21 protein-coding genes and 1 pseudogene are annotated in these 20,739 nt (G+C 44.1%); 16 read left to right on the forward strand and 6 right to left on the reverse strand.

The features are described 5' to 3' along the window. Positions 1-56: 56 nt before the first annotated feature. From ACYVD3_RS03560 to ACYVD3_RS03575, 4 genes are all read right to left on the reverse strand, one after another. Positions 57-512 carry a VOC family protein gene (locus ACYVD3_RS03560; RefSeq protein WP_460641135.1) on the reverse strand — a complete coding sequence of 152 codons (456 nt, stop codon included), beginning with the start codon at positions 510-512 and terminating at the stop codon, positions 57-59. A 36-nt stretch (positions 513-548) separates the two neighbouring features. Beyond that, entirely contained in the window at positions 549-1,325 is a 777-nt protein-coding gene (locus ACYVD3_RS03565) for a helix-turn-helix domain-containing protein (protein ID WP_460641136.1), read from the reverse strand. Between the two features lie 826 nt (positions 1,326-2,151). After that, positions 2,152-2,583 carry a hypothetical protein gene (locus tag ACYVD3_RS03570; protein WP_460641137.1) on the reverse strand — a complete coding sequence of 144 codons (432 nt, stop codon included), beginning with the start codon at positions 2,581-2,583 and terminating at the stop codon, positions 2,152-2,154. A gap of 31 nt (positions 2,584-2,614) precedes the next feature. Next, positions 2,615-3,253, reverse strand: a complete 639-nt coding sequence (locus tag ACYVD3_RS03575; protein WP_460641138.1) for a hypothetical protein — start codon at positions 3,251-3,253, stop codon at positions 2,615-2,617. A 510-nt stretch (positions 3,254-3,763) separates the two neighbouring features. Between ACYVD3_RS03575 and ACYVD3_RS03580 the strand changes: the two genes are divergently transcribed. The 5 genes from ACYVD3_RS03580 to ACYVD3_RS03600 all read left to right on the forward strand — a co-directional run bounded on the left by ACYVD3_RS03580 (position 3,764) and on the right by ACYVD3_RS03600 (position 7,019). Next, positions 3,764-4,153, forward strand: a complete 390-nt coding sequence (locus ACYVD3_RS03580; protein ID WP_460641139.1) for a DUF2089 family protein — start codon at positions 3,764-3,766, stop codon at positions 4,151-4,153. A gap of 19 nt (positions 4,154-4,172) precedes the next feature. Beyond that, positions 4,173-4,616 (forward strand): SHOCT-like domain-containing protein, encoded by a 444-nt coding sequence (locus ACYVD3_RS03585; protein ID WP_460641140.1) that lies wholly within the window; start codon positions 4,173-4,175, stop codon positions 4,614-4,616. Further along, positions 4,606-4,920, forward strand: coding sequence for a hypothetical protein (locus tag ACYVD3_RS03590; RefSeq protein WP_460641141.1), 315 nt, complete (start codon positions 4,606-4,608; stop codon positions 4,918-4,920). The genes ACYVD3_RS03585 and ACYVD3_RS03590 overlap by 11 nt, the downstream gene beginning before the upstream one ends. A gap of 30 nt (positions 4,921-4,950) precedes the next feature. Next, positions 4,951-5,289, forward strand: a complete 339-nt coding sequence (locus tag ACYVD3_RS03595; RefSeq protein ID WP_460641142.1) for a phage holin family protein — start codon at positions 4,951-4,953, stop codon at positions 5,287-5,289. 275 nt (positions 5,290-5,564) lie between these two features. Continuing rightward, entirely contained in the window at positions 5,565-7,019 is a 1,455-nt protein-coding gene (locus tag ACYVD3_RS03600) for an NADP-dependent glyceraldehyde-3-phosphate dehydrogenase (RefSeq protein WP_460641143.1), read from the forward strand. Positions 7,020-7,109: 90 nt separating this feature from the next. On the opposite strand, the gene ACYVD3_RS03605 is transcribed toward ACYVD3_RS03600, so the two are convergent. Further along, the gene (locus ACYVD3_RS03605; protein ID WP_460641144.1) at positions 7,110-8,075 is read right to left on the reverse strand and encodes a helix-turn-helix domain-containing protein; all 966 of its coding nucleotides are present in this window, start codon (positions 8,073-8,075) and stop codon (positions 7,110-7,112) included. A gap of 197 nt (positions 8,076-8,272) precedes the next feature. Between ACYVD3_RS03605 and ACYVD3_RS03610 the strand changes: the two genes are divergently transcribed. From ACYVD3_RS03610 to ACYVD3_RS03635, 6 genes and pseudogenes are all read left to right on the forward strand, one after another. After that, positions 8,273-8,884, forward strand: a complete 612-nt coding sequence (locus ACYVD3_RS03610) for an MptD family putative ECF transporter S component (RefSeq protein ID WP_460641145.1) — start codon at positions 8,273-8,275, stop codon at positions 8,882-8,884. Next, entirely contained in the window at positions 8,881-9,585 is a 705-nt protein-coding gene (locus ACYVD3_RS03615) for an energy-coupling factor transporter transmembrane component T (protein ID WP_460641146.1), read from the forward strand. The genes ACYVD3_RS03610 and ACYVD3_RS03615 overlap by 4 nt, the downstream gene beginning before the upstream one ends. A 10-nt stretch (positions 9,586-9,595) precedes the next feature. Beyond that, positions 9,596-9,748 (forward strand): hypothetical protein, encoded by a 153-nt coding sequence (locus tag ACYVD3_RS03620; protein ID WP_460641147.1) that lies wholly within the window; start codon positions 9,596-9,598, stop codon positions 9,746-9,748. A gap of 8 nt (positions 9,749-9,756) precedes the next feature. After that, the gene (locus tag ACYVD3_RS03625) at positions 9,757-10,506 is read left to right on the forward strand and encodes an ATP-binding cassette domain-containing protein (RefSeq protein ID WP_460641148.1); all 750 of its coding nucleotides are present in this window, start codon (positions 9,757-9,759) and stop codon (positions 10,504-10,506) included. A 14-nt stretch (positions 10,507-10,520) separates the two neighbouring features. Then, positions 10,521-12,286, forward strand: a pseudogene (locus tag ACYVD3_RS03630) (ABC transporter ATP-binding protein). Further along, on the forward strand, positions 12,276-13,991 hold the full coding sequence (locus tag ACYVD3_RS03635; protein ID WP_460641149.1) for an ABC transporter ATP-binding protein: 1,716 nt from the start codon (positions 12,276-12,278) through the stop codon (positions 13,989-13,991). Before ACYVD3_RS03630 ends, ACYVD3_RS03635 begins: the two are co-directional and overlap by 11 nt. A gap of 251 nt (positions 13,992-14,242) precedes the next feature. Here the strand turns inward: ACYVD3_RS03635 and ACYVD3_RS03640 are convergent, their stop codons facing one another. After that, positions 14,243-14,593 carry a helix-turn-helix domain-containing protein gene (locus tag ACYVD3_RS03640; RefSeq protein ID WP_460641150.1) on the reverse strand — a complete coding sequence of 117 codons (351 nt, stop codon included), beginning with the start codon at positions 14,591-14,593 and terminating at the stop codon, positions 14,243-14,245. Between the two features lie 363 nt (positions 14,594-14,956). On the opposite strand from ACYVD3_RS03640, the gene ACYVD3_RS03645 reads away from it, so the two are divergent. From ACYVD3_RS03645 to ACYVD3_RS03665, 5 genes are all read left to right on the forward strand, one after another. Continuing rightward, positions 14,957-15,697, forward strand: coding sequence for a LytR/AlgR family response regulator transcription factor (locus ACYVD3_RS03645; protein WP_460641151.1), 741 nt, complete (start codon positions 14,957-14,959; stop codon positions 15,695-15,697). Positions 15,698-15,708: 11 nt separating this feature from the next. Further along, the gene (locus ACYVD3_RS03650) at positions 15,709-17,046 is read left to right on the forward strand and encodes a sensor histidine kinase (protein WP_460641152.1); all 1,338 of its coding nucleotides are present in this window, start codon (positions 15,709-15,711) and stop codon (positions 17,044-17,046) included. A 226-nt stretch (positions 17,047-17,272) separates the two neighbouring features. After that, the gene (locus ACYVD3_RS03655; RefSeq protein ID WP_460641153.1) at positions 17,273-17,395 is read left to right on the forward strand and encodes a hypothetical protein; all 123 of its coding nucleotides are present in this window, start codon (positions 17,273-17,275) and stop codon (positions 17,393-17,395) included. A 110-nt stretch (positions 17,396-17,505) separates the two neighbouring features. Continuing rightward, positions 17,506-19,392: a putative bifunctional diguanylate cyclase/phosphodiesterase gene (locus ACYVD3_RS03660; protein ID WP_460641154.1), complete on the forward strand. Its 1,887-nt coding sequence runs from the start codon at positions 17,506-17,508 to the stop codon at positions 19,390-19,392. 124 nt (positions 19,393-19,516) lie between these two features. Beyond that, positions 19,517-20,725: a GGDEF domain-containing protein gene (locus ACYVD3_RS03665; RefSeq protein WP_460641375.1), complete on the forward strand. Its 1,209-nt coding sequence runs from the start codon at positions 19,517-19,519 to the stop codon at positions 20,723-20,725. Positions 20,726-20,739: the final 14 nt, after the last annotated feature.

Consider the following 20,739-nt stretch of genomic DNA (forward strand, 5'->3'; position numbering starts at 1 on the left):
ACAACATCGGCCTTATTATTTTCTGATTTTTCTGTAGAACCTTTAAGACCAATTAATTACACAAGGTTTTTCACAAATTCAAGGGGGAACATGGTGCGTTTGGCAGTTTCTTCAACGCTAAGACCCTGGGCCAGAAACCGCTTTGCAACGCTTTCCATGCTCTCGGATACTTCCACAATATATTCATCGTAATCGTAGAACCGCATGACACGCTGACCCCACGGATATTCTTTGGCTTTATGGATAAACTCAATACCCTCTGTATTTGTGATTCTATCCTGCCAAGAGTCCAAATCTTCCACCTCAAAATAAAGCTGAAAGTTATTGGGGCGCGTTTTCATGGGCAGTTCCTGACCGACAAGCTCTGCATAGTTGAATTGCAGGGATAGTCCCCGTTCAAAGGACACATGTACTCCTAAATCCATCATCACCTTTTGTTCCATCACAATTTCATAAAAATGCTTTGCCTTTTCCATATTGGAAACGGAAATTAATGTACCTTGATATTGCATATATCATCACTCCTATTCTTTTTTCTTTATTTTAACTTAGAATTTTGCAATTTCACTGTAAAAATCGGACATGTTGTTTCGATATTCTTGGGGAGTGATGCCGCAGATTGTTTTGAAATCATGGATAAAGTGAGGCATGTCGTAGAAACCGGTTTGCAGGCAAACTTGCATTATGCTCAAACTGGGCCGCTGTAAAAGGCGGAGAGCCTTATTCACCCGCACAATGCGGCAAAAGGATTTGATGTTTAAACCCATGTACTTATCAAATATGCGGCCTAAATGTCTCTCGCTATAAAAGACGTTTTGGGAAATATCTTTCACAGAAACTAATCCGCTGCTGTTTGTAATCATCTGATTGGCAAGGCAAAACTCCGGCTGATAAAAAGCAGTTTTTAGATGAGCCAGAAATAACCTGTCCATTTCTGCAATAAAGCTTTCAATATCAGATGCTGTTTCCAACCGTTCTTCTACCAGTCTTTGAAGTCCGGGATTTATATTTTCAAAAGAAATCACGGAGTTAGTCAGCTCTTTTTGGGGCATTCCACTGAACGCGTAATATCCTGCCGGTTGAAACTCCACAATGAACAGTAAATCAAAGAGGTTGGCTTCCCTGCCCACACAAGCAGGCCTTGTGATCGGGCCAAACAAATTGCCGGAAATCCTGCTTTTGTCACAGGTAAATACCAGCGTTGCACTGCCGTGGGGAATAACGGCATATTGGTCAGACATCATCCCTTTACAAGGAAAAGTGATTGTGTAGTTAGAAATCCAGTTTCTTAGAGCTGGATGGGGCAACAGATACATAAAATCCACATCACCAATGAGTATCCGGTTGGTTTGACGGAAATCCTTTATTGATTTGTTTGTAATAATGCTACCACCTCCATTTATTTTGCCTTTTACACCTTAAGTCAATCCATCATATGAAACCCTTACTTTGTATTTGTATAATATCACAAAATATTCCAAATCGAAAGGCGTTTCTCATGCCAACCCAAATCTATAACATTACGTCATCGGCCGTCTTTTCCGCGCAGCTCATTACTACCCCATAAGCGGAATCAAATTCCCCACAGCAGGTGACGGTCAGCGCGAAAATGATTGAAGATATGATTCGGCACAGTACAAAAGAATAGTATATCGAGCAAAAGGGAGTCTCAGAGTAGAGGTTCTCAAAGTAGAGGCTCTCAAAGTGTCAAAAAACTAAGTGCATTATGAAAGCAGAGGCATTTTAAGGTTAAGGCAGTAACATCATTCTATTGAGTGGGAAATCTCTTTCCATGAAAAAAGAATTTATGGCAGTTACCAAACTGGATGACCTGCTTGATTGTCTTTTCTCCGGCGCCACAGTAAAAGATAGCAATAAAATAGGACTTAATCAGAAAAACTCGAATTGAGGGGTTTTACCGATTAAGTCCTATTTTTTATAGCTGTCTAAAATTACAAATATTCCGGCCACTATCGTATTCATTGGCTTTAAACAGGTAGGGCGCTAAAGTCCCTTTGACCCGCCAGCGCGCGGAAAAAGCAGACGAGGGCGGCGGGAAAATTGTGGCAGATCCGGAAAACGAGTACAAAGACCTGTGCTTCAACCTTGGCGGTGACTGGATCAACGCCGTAGGTGGCTCTGGTGGTAGAATCAATCGGCAAATGACTCCATGTAATATTCCGCTTCTTCTTTAGAAGATCCATTGGAGAGATAATAGCTAAACATGTATTTTTTTAAAGCTGGCAGATATTTTGAAACATCTGCTCCATTCCTTCGCATATTGCTAATATCAACGATTGACACACTAATATTTTTTCTTTGTGCCTGTGTTAAATCCTCATAATCAATGTTATTTTCATAGTAGGAGAGCATAACGTCCTTACTGATGTCCTTTCGGTAAGAATCACCTACAAAGAATAAAATGATGCCTCCAAAAAACATGAGCATAATCACGATACCCATTGTATTTGTAAATGGAAACCACCTGGATGTTACGAAATTACAAACAAACAATCCGACAAAGGCGCAAAGGCTCATTGCAGCCCCAATATAAATGATCAATTCTCCTGTATTTTGAACCATAATAAAACTCCTTTTTCATTAAGTATTATTTTTATAAGGAACTTTCAATAACTTCTGACACAAGCGGATTGCCAGTATCAAAACAAGTTTCAAGCATTCTGGCGTTAGGAAACTCTGTTTCCCAAATGCCAAAGACCACTTTGTCTTTTTGTTTCACCTCATATACGCGGTATACTTGCGCTTGATTAGCGTCCATAACTCCATTGTAATCGTACAACCTCGCTTCAATGGAATCCACCTTATCAAACCAAACAATCGTTTTTTTGATGATATTACCATGAACAAAAGCATTGCTATACACAATGACGTAGCTGGTTGTTTTTATAGCACACCAAACAAACCATATGCTTACGGTTGTAAGCATGATTATCTTCACATTCAAAGCACCTCTATAAAACAACGCTATGACAATGAATATACAGCACAAAAAAACAGGAAGAATAAAACGGCCGTTCTTACTTCTCTTTAATGTGAGTATTGGTGAGTTCAACTGCTTAACGACAGCGGAAGAATGACTAAAAAGAGCCTTAAACATTTGAAACTTGTTTTCAAACTCCCTTTGTAGTTCCATCTTACGTTGTCCCTGCACCTTACTCGAAAACAATATTGCTGATGTTACAAAAATAATTACGCCTATAAGAGATAACAACCCAAATAATTTATTGTCCAATTGATGTCCGCTCCTCTGATGTTTTTCCATCCATTTACTTTTATAAAGCAACCTACTAATATAAAGTTTTGACGCCACATACATAACCGCTGAACAGCGCCCCTAATAACACGAACCTATAGCAATTCCGAAAATTAACGCTGCTATCGTCAGCCAGAGCGCAAGCCGCCCTCTGGCCCTTTGCTGCCTTCGATACTGGCGATATTTTCTGAAATTGATACAGTTATGAGATTATATCATATGCACAAATAAAATTCCATAAAAATCCACGCTTTGAAGCTAGAAACTTCAAGGCGTTTTTTATATGAAATAAATCCCAATGAAAGGAATTGGCTTATAATTTCACCTCATTTTTCTGCAGAATCAATTTTATTAGAAAGTCGATTCACTATATTTGATTTTAATATTGATTATTTTAATATAATAATTAATATTATTGATTTATGTATTGACATATTTAATTTGTGGCTGTATATTATAATCAAATAACACATCAGGAAGGTGAAAACAATGAAATACAAAGCTCCAGGTAAATGTCCCGTATGCGGTGAAAAACTTTCCATAACCAAACTCGGCTGTCCCAAGTGCTCCACAGTTATTGAAGGAGATTTCCAGCCTTGTGAATTTTGCCGTCTTCCAGAAGAAGATCTGGAGTTTGTCAAGGTATTCATAAGATGCCGCGGTAATATCAAGGATGTTGAGAAAGAACTGGGGATATCTTATCCCACGGTCCGGGGTAAACTGGATTCGGTCATAAGAGGTCTTGGATATGAAGTGCCATCAAAAGAATTGATTAAGGAAAATGAAGATAAAACAGCGGCCAGGAATGAAATTCTCGACCAATTATCAAAGGGTGAAATTTCCCCGAAAGAAGCAACGGAACGGATTAAAAACTTATAATTAATAGGAGGGTCAGTCCATGAGTGAGCAACAAAAAATATTAGAAATGATAGAAAAAGGGCAGATTACCGCTGCCGAAGGTATGGAGCTTTTGGAAGCGCTGAATGTGACTAAGGAAGCAGAAGCCATTCAGAAGGTTGAAACCGTAACAACTGCAAGACGAAACTATAAGTTTCTTAAGGTAAAGGTTATGTCGGATAATAATTCCGTTAATGTTAACGTAAATATACCCATACGCCTGCTGACCACAATCGGTGAAATCGCTGATAAGATGACTGCTATGGTTCCTGCGGATGCCAGAAGGGAGATGGAGGCGAAAGGTATCGATATTTCCACCATTGATTTTGCAAAGATAATCGAGGATGTCATAAACGGTACTTTGGATGACCCGAATATCGTTGATGTGGAAGCCTGGGATGAAAGTAGTAAGGCAATGGTAAAGGTGAGAGTATATGTGGATTAAGGGTTACCGTATATTATGGATCAGGCTCCGGATTGAAAACAGAAGGTTCATAAATATTCCCTTTCCGATTCCATTGTATATCTTTCGGGAATTATTGGACTGTTTTCTGGACCTGCTGACTGCCGCATGTTTTTTTATACCGAAAGTGCCGGATCATAGTTCATCCTCCAGAATCACCATCTATTCAGTGAAAGTACTCGTTATCAAAGTCATGAAACTGCTGGATTCTTTAGCCGGGGATGAACCCTATGATCTTGTGGATGTTACAAATGACAAAGTCAAAGTATTAATTAAAATCAGGTAAACATATCTATTGGAGGTAAAAACGACGAAAATGTTCATAAAATATATATCTATAATATTAACGATATATCTGCTGTCATTTGTATCGCACACGGTTTATATTGGCAGTATTCCGGCACTTCTTATTATGGGATTGGTGCTGTTAGCGGTAAACCTTATATTAAAGCCGGTTCTGCTATTGATTACATTACCGGTCAACTTACTGACCTTAGGATTATTCAGCTTTATTGTGAATGCCTGGACGATCATGATTGCAGATCATTTTGTAACAAATATAAGCATGGGTGGCTTTCTTAATTCACTGCTTGCCGCTTTCCTCATCGTTATCTTTCATCATCTGTTCAAGGATATGAATAAGGTGTCAAATTAACAGGTTACAAATATTACATGTACTTAGCGATATTATAATCCCAGAAAATAAAATGAAGAGGATGGTATGGAAATAATTCCGGACTATCCTCTTAAATATTTCGACTTGGGCGGGCTGTGACTGGACATCAGACATTTACCGGTACCACTCCTTCCAATGCAGCACTGACACTGTGCTGGCAGATTATATTGCAACGGTAGTGACATTTGATTCTTATTTTTATGATATATTATAAGCAGGTGAAAATTTTGAAGGTATTGAAAGGAGAGAGTAATATGTCAGGATTATGCAATGAAAAGCTTATTTATGGAAACTTAATCAATGGAAGATGGATGGAATCAGCGTCGGGTAATGTCATTGCCATAACATCCCCTGTGGACGGTTCTTTTATGGGTGAGATACAGGCAATCAGCAAAGAAGAGGTCAATGAGGTTATCCGGTATTCCAAAGAAAGCCTTCCTTTGTGGACCGGTGTTCCAATCTATGAAAAGGCCCGGATATTATACAAAGCGGCAGAGCTTTTGGAGGAAAGGGCAGAAGAGATATCAGATATCCTGATGATGGAGATTGCAAAAGATAAGAAATCTTCCGTATCAGAAGTGAAGAGAACCGCAGATTTTCTTCGGTTTACTGCAGATGCAGGAAAAAGTCTGGAAGGAATAGCAGTAAGCGGAGAGAATTTTCCAGGTGGTTCCCGCAAAAAGATATCCTATGTAAAAAGAGTTCCTCTTGGCACAGTACTAGCCATATCACCTTTTAATTACCCCATTAATTTATCAGCTTCCAAAATAGCCCCGGCGCTGATCGGGGGCAATACGGTAATATTAAAACCGGCGACACAGGGAGCCATCAGCGCCCTTCACCTTGTAGAGGCATTACAGGATGCAGGACTGCCGGAAGGAGTGCTGCAGACCGTTACCGGGAAAGGCAGTGAGATCGGCGACTATATGGTAACACATGAAAGCATTGACTTTATTAATTTTACAGGCAGTACGGAGGTAGGCAGGCATTTATCCAAAATATCCTGTATGACCCCTCTGTTACTGGAACTTGGCGGCAAGGATGCGGCTCTTGTACTGGAAGATGCGGATCTGGAATTTGCGGCTAATAATATTGTAGAAGGTGCATTTTCTTATTCCGGACAGCGTTGTACGGCGGTGAAGCGTATTATTACCACTGATATAGTGGCGGACCGGTTAGTAGATATGCTGAAAACGGGAATTGAAAAATTATCTGTGGGAGATCCCAGAGACAGTGTAGTAGTCACCCCTTTAATCGATCAGAAAGCTGCTGATTTTGCCGAATTCCTGATTCAGGATGCCATTGCCAAAGGCGCAGAACTTATTATTGGAAATAAGAGAGAAGGAAATTTAGTCTATCCTACTTTGTTGGATAAAGTAACCGTGGATATGGAGATTGCATGGAAAGAACCGTTTTCACCAATTCTTCCTATTATTCGGGTGAAAAATATGGAGGAAGCGGTAGAGATCGCTAACCGTTCCGAATATGGCTTACAGTCTTCCGTATTTACCAAAGATATCAATAAGGCTTTTAGCATTGCTGAAAAATTAGAAGTAGGAACCGTACAGATTAATAACAAAACAGAAAGAGGCCCGGACCATTTTCCGTTTTTAGGAGTAAAAGCCTCGGGTATGGGTACCCAGGGAGTAAAGTACTCCATAGAAGCAATGACAAGACCAAAAGCAATCACCATTAATTTAACAGAATAAATGGAATGCAAACCCATCAAAAGGTGGGGTGTAAAACCGAGTAAAGCCCGCCCTCTTGCATGGGGCGGGCTTTTGCGGCTGCTGATCGTCTTAACTTGACGAAATTTTCCTGTATTCTCCGGGAAGCAGGCCAGTGCTTAACCGGAATAACCCGGCAAACCGTCCGGCATTGGAATACCCGACCGTCTGGGCAATTTGTCCGATGGTGAGATCCGTGGCGGAAAGCAAATGTTCCGCCTGGCTCATGCGCCGCTGCTGGATATACTCTGTAATCGTACAGTTGTGATAAAGCTTAAAGCTGGTCTTTAACTTCGTTGTACCCATACAGGCGATTTTGGAAAGACGCTCTAAGGGCAGGTCAAATGCGAAATGGTCGTTTATGTAAGAAGTGACAGTTTCCAACTGACGCATATCCTGGCCGGAAAGCCTGGAAGCCGGTTTTATCCGGCTCTTTTTTTGTCTTTCCACAACCAGTGCCACTGCTTCGGCGACCTTTGCCTCATAGAAGAGTTTGGCTGAAAATCCTGCTCCGCCATAGTTTTTTACCTGCCCTAAAAGTCTGGCCATTTCAGGGAAATCCGTTGTTTGATCCACAGATAAAAATGCATCGTGCAGATCGGTATATTCACCGGGATACTGCTTCTTCAAATAGTCTTCATAATAGGCCGGCATAATTTCTATACCAATGGAGCGGATGGGAATCTTCTTGTGCATCAGAATTTTATAAGGTTCATGTCCGCCGATTACACTTTTAATGCATCCGGCTGTCAGTCGGCGGTAAGGGGTCAGTTCTTCGCCGGATACGGATTCGTACTGTGTGATATTTAAGCACTCAGGAAGATCGAATTCCAGAAATGAGTCCTCATGAAAATAAAAGTCGTGAATTTTAATATCAAACAAATCTTTTTGACCATAGGTCCAATAATAGCCTTTGCCTATTTTTTCAGATAACCTCCAACATAATCCCAGCGACCCAAACCGGTCATTATCCGGTTCGGCGGTGAAGCCGTGTTCCGCCAGCAATGGGGAATAAATGTCTTCAATAATGTTATTCAACTGCAAATGAACCTCCTTCCCACGATCAGACGGAAACTTATCCATAATAGACGAACATTGATGTATCCGGTTGACTTAAGTTATTCATACAGAATATAATCGATCAGGTAGTTAGAAGCAACTAACTATAATTATACCCCGTCTTATGTGTCTCGTCAAGAAGGCAGATAAAGACGAAAACAAGGAGGAAACAACATATGACCAATCAAACAAATTTAAAGAAAGAGGGGCGAACCGTGAAGGATCTTGTGACCACAGGAATTTTCACTGCATTGTTTTTTATCTTTACGATTATCGGCGGGCTTCCTTTTGCCCCCAATCCTGTATTGATCTTTTATATGCCCATTGGTTCTGCCCTGCTTTGCGGCCCCATATTCCTGCTTCTGGTTGCGAAGGTGCCTAAGCGCTGGACGGTCACTACCCTTGGCATCATAGTTGGGTTGATCTTTTTTGCGACCGGTATGCATTGGGCCATGGATCTGGGATATATTGTGATGGGCTTTATTGCGGACCTTGTTGGGGGAATGAAAAAGTACAGAAGTGTAAAAATGAATGTCCTGTCCTATGTGCTGTTTTGTCTGGGAGCCACAGGAACGTATATTGTGTTTTTCCTTAATCCCGCCGGATGGATCAGTACCATGGTGAAAAACGGAACAGAACAATCTTATATTGATGCCATGACTGCCTCCGCTTCTGATTGGATGCTGGCTGTCATTCTGCTGGGAACGGCTGCAGCGGCAATTGTCAGCGGATGGATTGGAGCAACGCTTCTGAAAAAGCAGTTTGAAAGAGCGGGAATCACTCCATGAAAAGAACCTTGCAGCAACGATTCCTGGATCCCAGAACAAAGTTGTTTCTATTATTAATGGTCATTTTATCAACATCCATGGCCCCGTCCCTTTCTTATGAGCTGTGCTTAGTTGCGTTGATTGCCGTCACCGGTATCCTCTGCGGGCGCATTTATGAGAGCTTGCTGGCGGCAGCCGTTTATGGGGCTTTCTATTGGTTGACAATCCTGGTGCTTGGCGTGATGCATGGCGGGCTTCAGACAACTATGATCGCCTTTCTGGGACTTGTACATAAAGTTTACCCCTGTGGGATGATGGCCGGAATTATAATTTATACCACGAAAGTCACGGAGTTCATGTCGGCCATGTGCCGGATCTATGCTCCCAAAAAGCTGGTCATTCCCTTTGCGGTTATGCTGCGTTACCTTCCCGCTGTCCGGGAGGACTGGTGCTTTATCAAGGATGCCATGAGGCTTCGGAATGTCTCTCCGAATCTGGCAGGACTTATTTTCCACCCTGCCGTCGTGACCATGGAGTGCGTTTATGTCCCCCTCATGATGTCGGCTTCCAAAACTGCTGATGAGCTTTCCATGGCGGCGGTAACCCGTGGGATTGAAAATCCGGCGTCCCGCACCTGCCTGACCCAGCTTCAGTTCCGGCTTTCCGATGTTCTCACGGCGGTCTGCTTTTTTGTGTGGTTCGCTGTGGGCCGGTTTTGGTAAGGAGGGGCTCATGATCGAATTTAAAAATGTAGCCTTTTCTTATTACGGACAGAGGGGCGAAGGGCTGAGAAATTTAAGCCTGACCGTATTGTTTACCTGGAACAGGGGGAAATTGCGGGCATTTACAGACCGGAAGAATTCTCCCGCCTCCCCGCCGGGGTGAGGGAGAGTATGGGACTGCGGGCTGCAGACATGGCAGAGGTTCGTTCCCCTGGGGCGGTGCCGGTTCCTAGGTCTGCCCCGGTTTTGGAGCTGAAAAATGTATCTGTATCCTATAAAAAACGGAAGGTTTTAGAGAATCTGTCTCTGTCCGCATCTGCGGGAGAAATCATCGGCGTGGTGGGGCACAACGGGGCGGGGAAGACAACTTTTTCCCGCAGTCTTTGCGGGCTGCACCGGGATTGCATGGGAGAATTTCTCTGGGAGGGCGTTCCTCAGGGAAGCAAAGCCAGAAGAAAACGTTCTTATCTGGTGATGCAGGACGTAAACTACCAGCTTTTCGCCGAGAGTGTGGAACAGGAGTGTGTGCTGGGCGTACAAAATCCGGATCTGGCTCTGGCGGATTCCACTCTGGAACTTCTGGGTCTGGGTCCATTGAAACAGCGCCATCCAAACACCCTCTCCGGCGGGCAGAAGCAGCGGCTGGCAACGGCGGTAAGCATGGTATGCAAAAAGGATGTGCTGGTATTTGATGAACCAACCAGCGGTCTGGATTACGACAGCATGTCACAGGTAGGGGTGCTGGTGGAACGGCTGTCCCAGAAGGGGAAGGTGATTTTTATTGTAACTCATGACTATGAATTGATCTGCCGGGTCTGCACCCGGGTGCTGCATTTTGATCAGGGAGAAATGACGGACGATCTGCCGGTGAACCGGGAGATCGAAAGGAAGCTCCGAAACCTGTTGGGAGCGGATCAATAAAAGGAGGAAATTTCATGCAACAAAAAGAAGAAAACCCTGTTTTCCTGCTGATAAAATGGGCGGGACGGGATAAATATTACCTGTATCTGGCGGTATTGGTCGCATTTTTCAGCGGCCTGTGTACGGCAGTTCCGTATTTTGCCCTTTACCGCCTCATGGATTCGGTGCTTACGGATACCTGTACACGGCAGGTGATTGTGCAGTGCGCTCTGATGGCCGCGGCGGCGGTAACCGCCCGCTTTACCTTATTCGGACTTGCAGGCGTGCTTTCCCATAAGGGCGCTTATGGGGCGCTGTTTCGGGTCGGTGCATGGTGACGGAGCATTTGGCCCGGGTCCCCTTAGGAGCCCTGGGTGAGCGAAGCACAGGAAGCCTTAAAACCGTGATGAACGAGGATATCGAAAAGCTGGAGCTGTTTTTGGCGCACAATCTGCCGGAACTGGTTTACTATCTGGTAGGTCCTGTGGCAATTTTTATCTATCTGCTGGGAGTCAATATCCCTCTGGCACTGCTTTCCCTGATTCCTCTCATCTTTTCGCTGCTTGTGATGACAGCCATGTTCCGGCGGTCCGGCGGCATGATGGGGCGTGCAGGCCTGGCAATTGCGGCTCTCAATTCCGTGACCATCGAGTACATCAGCGGTATGAAGCTGATCAAAGCCTATAACATGGGGAGCCGGTCATTTCAGAAGTTTTCTAACGCCATCCGTGAGGAAAATGACGTATGGAATGAGATGTCCCGCAAGATGGGGCCGCTGTATGCGGCGTTTGTCATTATTGTGGAATGCGGTATGCTGCTTATGGTGCCTGTAGGGGGCATGTTCTTTTTAAAGGGTTCTATGTCTGCCAGCGCATTTTTGCTGTTTGCGTTTGTGGGTTCCCTGTACTTAACGGAGCTTCGCCCTTTACAGGAGCTGGGCAGCAGCTTTGCGCAGGTGCTCAACGGGCTTCGCAAGGCAAAGGATATTCTGGATATTCCGGCCTTTGAAAGCGGCGGCGATTTCCCGGAAGACTGCAGTATTGAACTAAGAAATGTATGTTTTTCCTATGATGGGAAAACAGATATTTTGCGTGACTGTAACCTTAAGCTTCCGGCAGGGCAGAAGCTGGCCCTTGTGGGAGGCTCCGGCGCGGGGAAAAGCACCGTTATCCAACTGATTTCCCGCTTCTATGACGTTCAGGAAGGAGAGGTGCTGATCGGCAGTAAAAACGTCCGGGACATTGACTATGAAACACTTTTGAAAAATATTTCCATCGTGTTTCAGAAAACCTTCCTTACACGGGAAAGTGTGCTGGAAAACATCCGCATGGGTTCCCAGGCGACTCTGGAACAGGTACGGGAGGCAGCCAGATCAGCACAGATCGATGATTTCATCATGTCTCTGCCGGAAGGATATGACACAAAGGTGGGCGGCTTTGGATCCCGCTTTTCAGGCGGTGAAAAACAGCGTATTGCCATAGCGAGAGCCATCTTAAAAAATGCCCCTATCCTGATTCTGGACGAGGCCACTTCGGCGGCTGATCCGGAAAATCAGGTGGAAATTGACCGGGCGATTCAGAATCTTTGCCGCGGGAAAACCGTAATTGTGGTTGCCCACCGCTTAAGTGCCGTACGTTTATGCGATCAGGTGGCAGTAGTGGAAAACCAGACAATTTCCTACGCAGGAACTCATGAGGAAATGCTGGAATGCAGCGCTTATTACCAAAAGGTGTGGAGTGATTATGAAACAGCACGGCAGATCGAATACCGGCTGAAAGGAGGTGGGGCTCATGCAAACTAAGGCAAATCCCATGAGAAAAAACAGAGACTTTCAGATTGGTCTGGTGTTTAACGTTGTGGAGGGAATTCTGTCCGGCAGCAATTTCATGCTGCTCTACGCCGTGATGCAGGCGCTTTGTGGAGGCAGTCTGGATATGAACCGGATTGGATTGCTTACCGGAGGATTGGCGTCAATATTTGTGTTGAGGCTTATCATTTACAGTACCGGCTATGTAAGGGCACAGATTGGAGGTGCTGCCGTAAGCATGGAGATCCGCCTGTTTCTGGGCGATAAGCTGCGGCGGATTCCTTTGGCCCGGTTTTCTCAGGGGCAGATGGGGCAGTACGTCAATACGCTGACAGCCAATGTCAGCAGCTATGAGAAAATCCTGACCCATAAGACCGGAGATCTTGCGAAAAACATCACCCTTTGCGCCTTGCTGATTGGGTTCGTGGGCAGTATCTGGATTCCTGCCGGATTGATCCTGCTCCTTGGGGGCTTGCTTTTAATTCCCGCCATGTGGCTTTCCTTTCGTGCGGTAAACAGGTATGGCGTTCAAAAGAATGCCATCAGCGCAGAAGCGGTCAGCAGCATTGTAGAGTATGTGACAGGAATTCAGACGCTGCGTGCCTACGGCGTTGGAGGCGCCCGGAACAGGACCACTGTTGCAGCAATGAAGGCTTTCAGTGACATTAGCTTCTACTATGAGGCAAAGATAATTCCCGTGGGGTTTATATACTCTATTCTGCTTTGGATGACCCTGCCGCTGACCATGTGGGCAGCCTCCTTCCAGTGGATCAACGGAACCCTGGACACCGTAGCCTATTTGCTGCTGTGCATGCTCCCTCTGTTTTTTTCCAAGCTGTGCGGAACCATTTTTGTCGATCTGACCAGCTACAAAAACATGATGATTTCCCACAACCAGATTACAGGGCTGATGGGAGAGCAGGAGGAAAAAGGCTGTAATTCCGGCTTTTCTCCTGGTTCCTTTGAAATTGCCATGAGGGATGTTGTTTTTTCCTACAATCCCGGTGAACCGGTGCTTGGTGGAGTCAGCTTTACCGCAGAGGACGGTAAACTCACCGCAGTTGTGGGAGATTCAGGCTCCGGGAAGTCCACCATACTGAATCTGATCGCAAAATATTATGAGCCGCAGAGTGGCAGTATCTCCATTGGAGGAAGGTCTGTGAAGGACGTGGAGGCGGCTCAGGTGCTGGGACTGGTCTCCATGGTGGATCAGGATGTTTTCCTCTTTGATGATACGGTCCGCAACAACATCCGTTATGCCCGCCCGGATGCGGCCGACGCTGAAGTGGAAGCCGCCTGCCGGGAGGCCAATTGCCATGAATTCATTGAAAAGCTGCCGGGAGGATATGATACAAGAATCGGCGAGAATGGGAACTTTCTGTCCGGCGGGGAGCGCCAGCGGCTGTCCATTGCCAGGGCAATCCTGAAAAACAGCCCGATTCTGCTTCTGGATGAGGCAACTGCAAATTTAGATATCGAAAATGAGCTGGCGGTCAAGCAGGCTGTGGCCCGGCTGCTTTTCAGAAAGAAAACCGTTATTATGATTGCCCACACCTTGTCTGTTGTGCGGGGCGCTGACCGGATTCTTGTTGTTGATAAGGGCAAAATTGCTGAATCAGGAACCCATCAGGAGCTGCTGCGCAAAGGCGGAAAATATGCGGATATGTGGCAGGCAGAGATGATTCTTTCGGAGGGATAATTTTAAATATCAGCGTTTTTTCAGTTGTTTTCATCTTCTCTGGTTCGGTTCTGAGGTCAAGGAGGGGCTGTATTGGAGCATGGAAAAATACGACGCTTTTAGGCAGTCCTTTGTAAAGAAGTATAGAAGCAGTTTTGAGAGAGTGGCGTAGCGTAAAGGCTACGCCATTTTTTTGACAGGTCCAAAAACTATGGGTAAATTGTACGGCTCAAAAAACAAGCCTCTATGGAAAAGGAACCAGAGCGGCTTCTTTAACTATGCTCCAAGTTAAAAGCTTTAAAGAGATTGTTCATGATAGCAAAAGCGATATCAAATTCCTCCGGGGACAGGTGTTCCATGCGTTTTATTAAAAAGTCCAGCCTTTCAGCATCAACAGGATCCGGTTCGCTCATAAGCAGAAAATCACTGGGAATAGAGAGGGTATTACATATCTTTTTTATCATGGATACAGAAGCACCAACTACGCCTCTTTCGATAGCTGATAAATTTTTCGGACTCATTCCAATCATTTCGGCAAAATCGTCTTGAATATAGCCGGCAGCTTCCCTGGCTATTTTAATTTGTTTCCCAATATGCACATTAATATCTTTTTTCTCACTCACTTTCAGCACCTCCTTATACCGTTAGTATAAGTAATGTTGATATTGACCTGAACATGGTAACTGCATTATAATGTATCGTGCTAATGCCTTTAGTCCCGGGGGATAAAAGTATTTTTGGCATTTAGGAGGGAAGAATACACCGCCTAAACCAAATGTCACTTTTATTTATATAACAGGAATAAGAGCATTAAAGTGGGATATAGATTGTCTACACCAAAATTTAAGATATTTACCCCATCAACATTAGAAGAACCTTACATCTATTTATACTATATACGGAAAATGAATGGATTTGCAAGGTGTAAAAAGAACAAAAATAAGGCTCTTTTTTTCAGCCGCTATATCTTTAAGGGAGGTGAACCGATGCTGCAGGTATTTTTATGCGATGACAACGAGATAGATATTCTACAATATGCAAATCTAATTTTGCAGCTTGCGGCAAAAAATCAAATTCAGGTAGAGCTTTCATGCTTCAGCAACTGTGAAACAATGCTTGTAGAAATTTGTGAATTTCACCGGCATGTAGATATTATTTATCTGGACATTGTCATGGATAAGGTCAATGGCATGGAAGCGGCGCGCTATCTGCGTGACTGCGGCTCCTATGCACAAATCGTTTTTTTAACAGCCAGCCTGGATTACATGAATCAAGCCTTTGATGTGGATGCCGTTCAATATCTTCTCAAGGGCCAGGTATCGGACAGCATGTTTGAACAGGTATTCCGGCGTGCGGTAAGCCGTGTGATCCGGCAAAAGGAAGAACTCTTTATCTGCGAGTTCAATGGCATCCGGACCAGCGTTCCCGTCCGGCAAATTGCATACTTTGAAGTTATGAACCGCATCATGATGATTCATCATGGGAAAGGCAAAGCTCCGATTAAGTTTTACGCAAGTATGAATCAGTTGGAAATGCATTTGGAGGGCAAGGATTTCTTGCGCACACATCGTTCCTATCTGGTGAATCTTTCTTATGTCGCCAAATTCGGTGCCCGAGTGGTCATTTTAAAGTCTGGAATTGAACTCCCCATTGGAAGCAGTTATATGACTCCTGTGAAGAGAGCCTTTGCAGACTACATATCAGGCAACCACATCTTTATGTGTTAAGGAGAAAAGAGATGAATTATCCTGCTACGATCAGCATTATCATTTATTATTTTGTGTTTTTACTGTACTACAGAAGCCTTTTCCCCAGAGAGGGAAGCAGGTATCCTCAAATGGCATTATCTCTTGTGTTCGTAACAGGGGGGTGCGTCATACTGGATTATGCAGGACTCTACTGGCTGAACATTCCCTTGCTGATGCTTTTTATGGCGTGCGGGATTTGGTTCGCTGTTAAAATGTCCTTTTTACAGGCGCTCTATGCCGGAGGATTAGGTGTACTGACCATCTATTCCTTCAGGGGGATTATCACATCGATCTGGGCGTGGATTTCTCAGGAAAGCAGCCCCAGCTTTGCCTTGTTTTCTAAATATCCCTATGCAATGACCATGGCGGCCGGCCTCTTGTCCCTTGCTTTTTTTCAGATTCTCCGCCGGACACTGCTCCCTGATAAAAATATTCGGTTTTTTTTAAAGAATAAAGAGAAGGTAAAGTCCATTGTCATTTACGATTGGGCGGCCGTTCCTTTCTTTGCATTGATGAATTTGGGGGGGCTCTTTGAACCTCATGTTATGTGGTACTTAGGAATTACGCTGGCCGGAAGCCTGTTCACACTTGTGATGCTGATTTACTCCATTTATCAGGCAATACGGTCAGTTCGTTTAACCATATACAAGGAGAACACCCAGCTTCTGGAAAAACAACTGACAATACAACTGCGGCATTACAATTTCCACCATGCCAGTACAGAAGCTTTCCGCTCATTCCGCCATGATTCCATTTCGCTCATGAGAACCCTTAAAACTTTAATCGGCACAGAAAAATATGAAGAAGCGCTGGCAATGCTGGATGAAGCCTGCCAAACAACGCAGCATTTGTCACAGGCCTATAGGGAGTATTCCGACAATGCCACGCTCAACGCAGTGCTTCAGGATTTAGCATTGTTATGCAAGGAAAACAGCATCCGCTATTCCTTTATGGCTTCCGTACCAAGGCATACCGAGCTTACCCCCCTGGACTCTTTTCGCATCTTCTCCAATATTACCGCCAACGCAGTGGAAGCCTGTCAAAAAGTGCCTGAAAAAAAACGGTTTATCAAAATCAGTACCCGGAGCGAAAGAGGGTGGGTTCTGCTGGATGTTGTGAACTCCTTTAACGGGGACATGTGTATTGAAAATAACTGGTTTGAAAGTACAAAGCAGAATAAAGAAGAACATGGCCTGGGGCTGCAAATCGTGGAAGAGCTGGTGGAAAGCAAGGGCGGTATTATACTCTGTGACGTGGATACAGGGAGGAAAATCTTTCGAACAAAGGTGCTTGTCCCCCAATGCCAGTTGCATGGCGAAACTCCGTAGACAAAATTCGACTATTTACATCAAAATTTTCATCGTTTACTACGAGGATAAATTTTGCCGGTTTCACCTTGTATAATTTATAATGATATCTATCCCCAGGGATTCGTCTGTAAAAGGTCAATGGCAAGATTCGCGGCAAGAAAATTGGCATAGTTTTGCCGATGACAGGTAAATGTGGGTGAGCAACAGACCAAAACAAAAATTGATGTGAAAGAAGGAATCTGATATGAGAAAATTCGGGAATTTCAGCATTGCATGTAAACTGCCAACAGGTTTTTTGATTCTGGATCCGTCCAAAAGATTCAGTGATGACGAGTTTTTTGTTTTGGTACAGGCGTCACAACAGTAAAGAAAAACATTGGGCTTGAACAAAGGAAAATATTGGGCTTGACGGCAGTGGGGCGTTCGTTGAACTGCCTGTATTGCCATCATATGCCGTACATACAATAGGAGGGGCACATGAAAGGGAATGCCAAGTGTGAGGATTGGACTCTGGAGGGCGATTTCAAGGAGGAAGAACAGGTTTTACGCTCAATTACTGAAGTGCTGGAGTATGGGGAAAATGGTGAGGCAATCAAAAGGATCTTAGAACTGGTGGGCACCTATCTTTGCGCAGCACAGGTAGTTATTCTGAAGGGTCATGAAGATGAGACAAAAGCAAGCATTGTATGTGAATGGAAGTATTCAGGCAATTTTGGGGAGCTTTGTGACAGCAATCCATACCAATATAACTTAAATTTGGATATTATCTGCCAATTTCAGAGGCAGGGCTGGTTCATCACAGAAACCCCCAACCCTGTAAGTGAACAAAGATTCTCTTATGCATTTCCATTGCAAAATGAAAATGGATATTACGGAATTTTATGGCTGGGAGAATGCGCCAGGCTTAGCCTGTCCAAAAACGTGTTGTTCCATTTTTTATCTGAGGTTTCCCACGGGACCTTAAAACTCATTGAAAAAATTGAGAAATTGGTCAGGCAGCAGAATATCCCCTCCCTCCCACGGCTGTTTCCGGAGGAGAATACCTTAATCGACTATGATTGGAGAACAATGCTGCCGAACAGGCCCCGGTTTGAATGTTATATGAGGACTGCGCTTTTGAATGCGGAGAAATCGGGCCAAAAAGGGTATGTCATTATGATTGATGTGGATGACTTCAGGCTGATTAACCGGGAATACAGCTTTGAAACGGGAGACAGGCTCATTACGGTGATCTCCAATTATTTGGCGGATACCTTTTCCAAGCGTCATTCCCTGTTTCGGATTGGAACAGATTCTTTTTTACTGGTGAATACCTATGGCGACGAGGAGCAATTAACATGGGTAACAAACACCATTTACAAACGCTGCCAGTCATTGTGGCAGGTTGATGAAAAAACCCTGTACTGCACTGTAAGCATGACTGCGGTTCAATATCCCGACCATGGAAACAGTGTAGAGCAAATCTACAGGAATTTATTCAATGTGATGTATCAGGTCAAGGGTTCCGGGAAAAACAGTATCCTGTTATATCAGGAACAATCGGAATACATCTCCAATGTTATTTTGCGGCATCAGGAGATCGAAAAAATGTTGCGTGATTCTATTTCCAATCAGTATCGGGGCTTTCAGTTGAATTATCAGCCACTCTACCATACCGAAGCAGATAAGCTGATTGGTGCGGAAGCTTTGGTGCGCTTTACCAGTAATAAGGGCATCAGGATCCCCCCTCAGCATTTTATCCCGCTGGCGGAAGCGGATGGATTGATCGTGCCCATAGGCGATTATGTTTTACAAAATGCCGCCATATTCTGCAAAACGGTAAATAACATGATAGATCCGGAATTTTCCATCAGCATTAATGTGTCCATACGGCAATTTCAACTTTTAGATTATGCGAAAAGGGTTGAAACGTTGCTGAGTGACGTGGGAGTTTCCTTTCAAAATATAATTCTGGAAATTACAGAGGGTCTGGCAGCGGCGAACATTGAAAGAATCCGTAACACCTGCATCGAACTGCGTAAGTTGGGCATCAGAATTGCTTTGGATGATTTGGGTACCGGCTATTCATCGTTGAACATGCTGCGAACCATGCCTGTGGATATTATTAAAATAGACCGTTCCTTTATTAAAGATATTACCACCGATACTTACTCTCATCATTTTGTTGGGCTGATCACAGAGCTTGGCCATACCCTGAATCTAAAGGTCTGCGCCGAAGGGGTTGAGGATGCGGTGCAGTTGGCCCGTTGTAAGGATCTGGGGATCGATTGTATTCAGGGCTACTATTTTCATAGACCGATGTCAAAGGATCAGTTTTTAGAAGGTCTCATGAATTCATGGGGCCATGCAGCTCGGACATCGTAAAAAAGTCCATAGGGGGGGGCCGGCACGAGATAGGCGAACCAAACAGCTATAAAGCAAAAAATCGGACGGTCCCCAATCCCCAATAAAGTTTGTCCGATTGTAAGGAGGTGTTGTATTGCCGGAAATGTTCCATAAAGCCTTTGCGCTGGATAGCAGAACCTTGATCGTTGTACTGTTTATGGGAAACCTGACCGCAGTGATTCAGATTCTAACCTATGAGCGTATCTATTTATATAATGCACAAAGCAAGCGGTTAAACATATATGTGCTTGCAAGATTACTCCAGGCACTTGCTTTTCTTCTCTATATATTGCGCGGTTATGTAAGTGATTTTGCTTCCATTGTTATTGGAAACGTATGCATGCTGACCGGCTCGTATTTTGAATCTGTCGCAATTCAGCAGTTAGCCAATACTGCAAATAAACGCAATACCTTTGTGCTGCGCACAATGTTGAGTGTATCGATTATAGTATTTGTCCTTGTGGAGTACCTGTTCCATAGTCCTGCCAACCGCATCATTTACTCATCAATAGGCGTATTTTCACTCATCTTTATTTCCAATATCCAGCTCATAACCAGCAAGAAGGCCAATGCATTTAAGCGGATAATGGGTATTTTGTATCTGATATTTCTCATGTTCCTGCTGCCGAGTACCATTTATACAATGGCAACGCCCCAGGCCGATATTTTTACCAATGCCTTCCTGCATTCCATGACATTCTTATCTATGATTGCTTTATTGCTATATGGGCAATCATTTTATTTGCTTCTTGCCAAGGAAAAAGCCGACGCGCTGCTCAGCAAGATGGCAACAACAGACGAGCTTTCGGGCCTGCTGAACCGGAGCAGCTTTATGGAAAAGTCGAATAAAGAATTTGAGGATGCGAGGGAACAGCATAGGAATATTGCCGTGTTTTTCTGCGATATCGACCATTTCAAAGAGATCAATGATGTATATGGGCACCTTTTTGGAGATGAAGTGATCAAGAAGTGCTCACAGGTATTACAGTCCTGCGTACGTAAAAATGACATTGTTTGCCGCTACGGCGGGGAAGAATTTACGATCTTTTCTTTTGTAAGCGATTTAGATATTGCAAGAAGTATGGCAGAGCGTATTATGACCAAGATATGCAGTATCCACTATGAGGACAAGCCTGAGTTTTCCTTTACGGTCAGTATCGGCGTTGTATACGGAATCCCTCAAGGGGATGAAGTGTTGACGGAATATATCGAAAGAGCGGACCAGGCACTATATACGGCAAAGAACACGGGACGTAACCGGTATTGCGTTTATTCGGAGATGCAAGCTGTAATGAAAGGAGGCAGAATATAAGAAGTAAATATATT

This window comes from Lacrimispora brassicae (genome assembly GCF_054772055.1).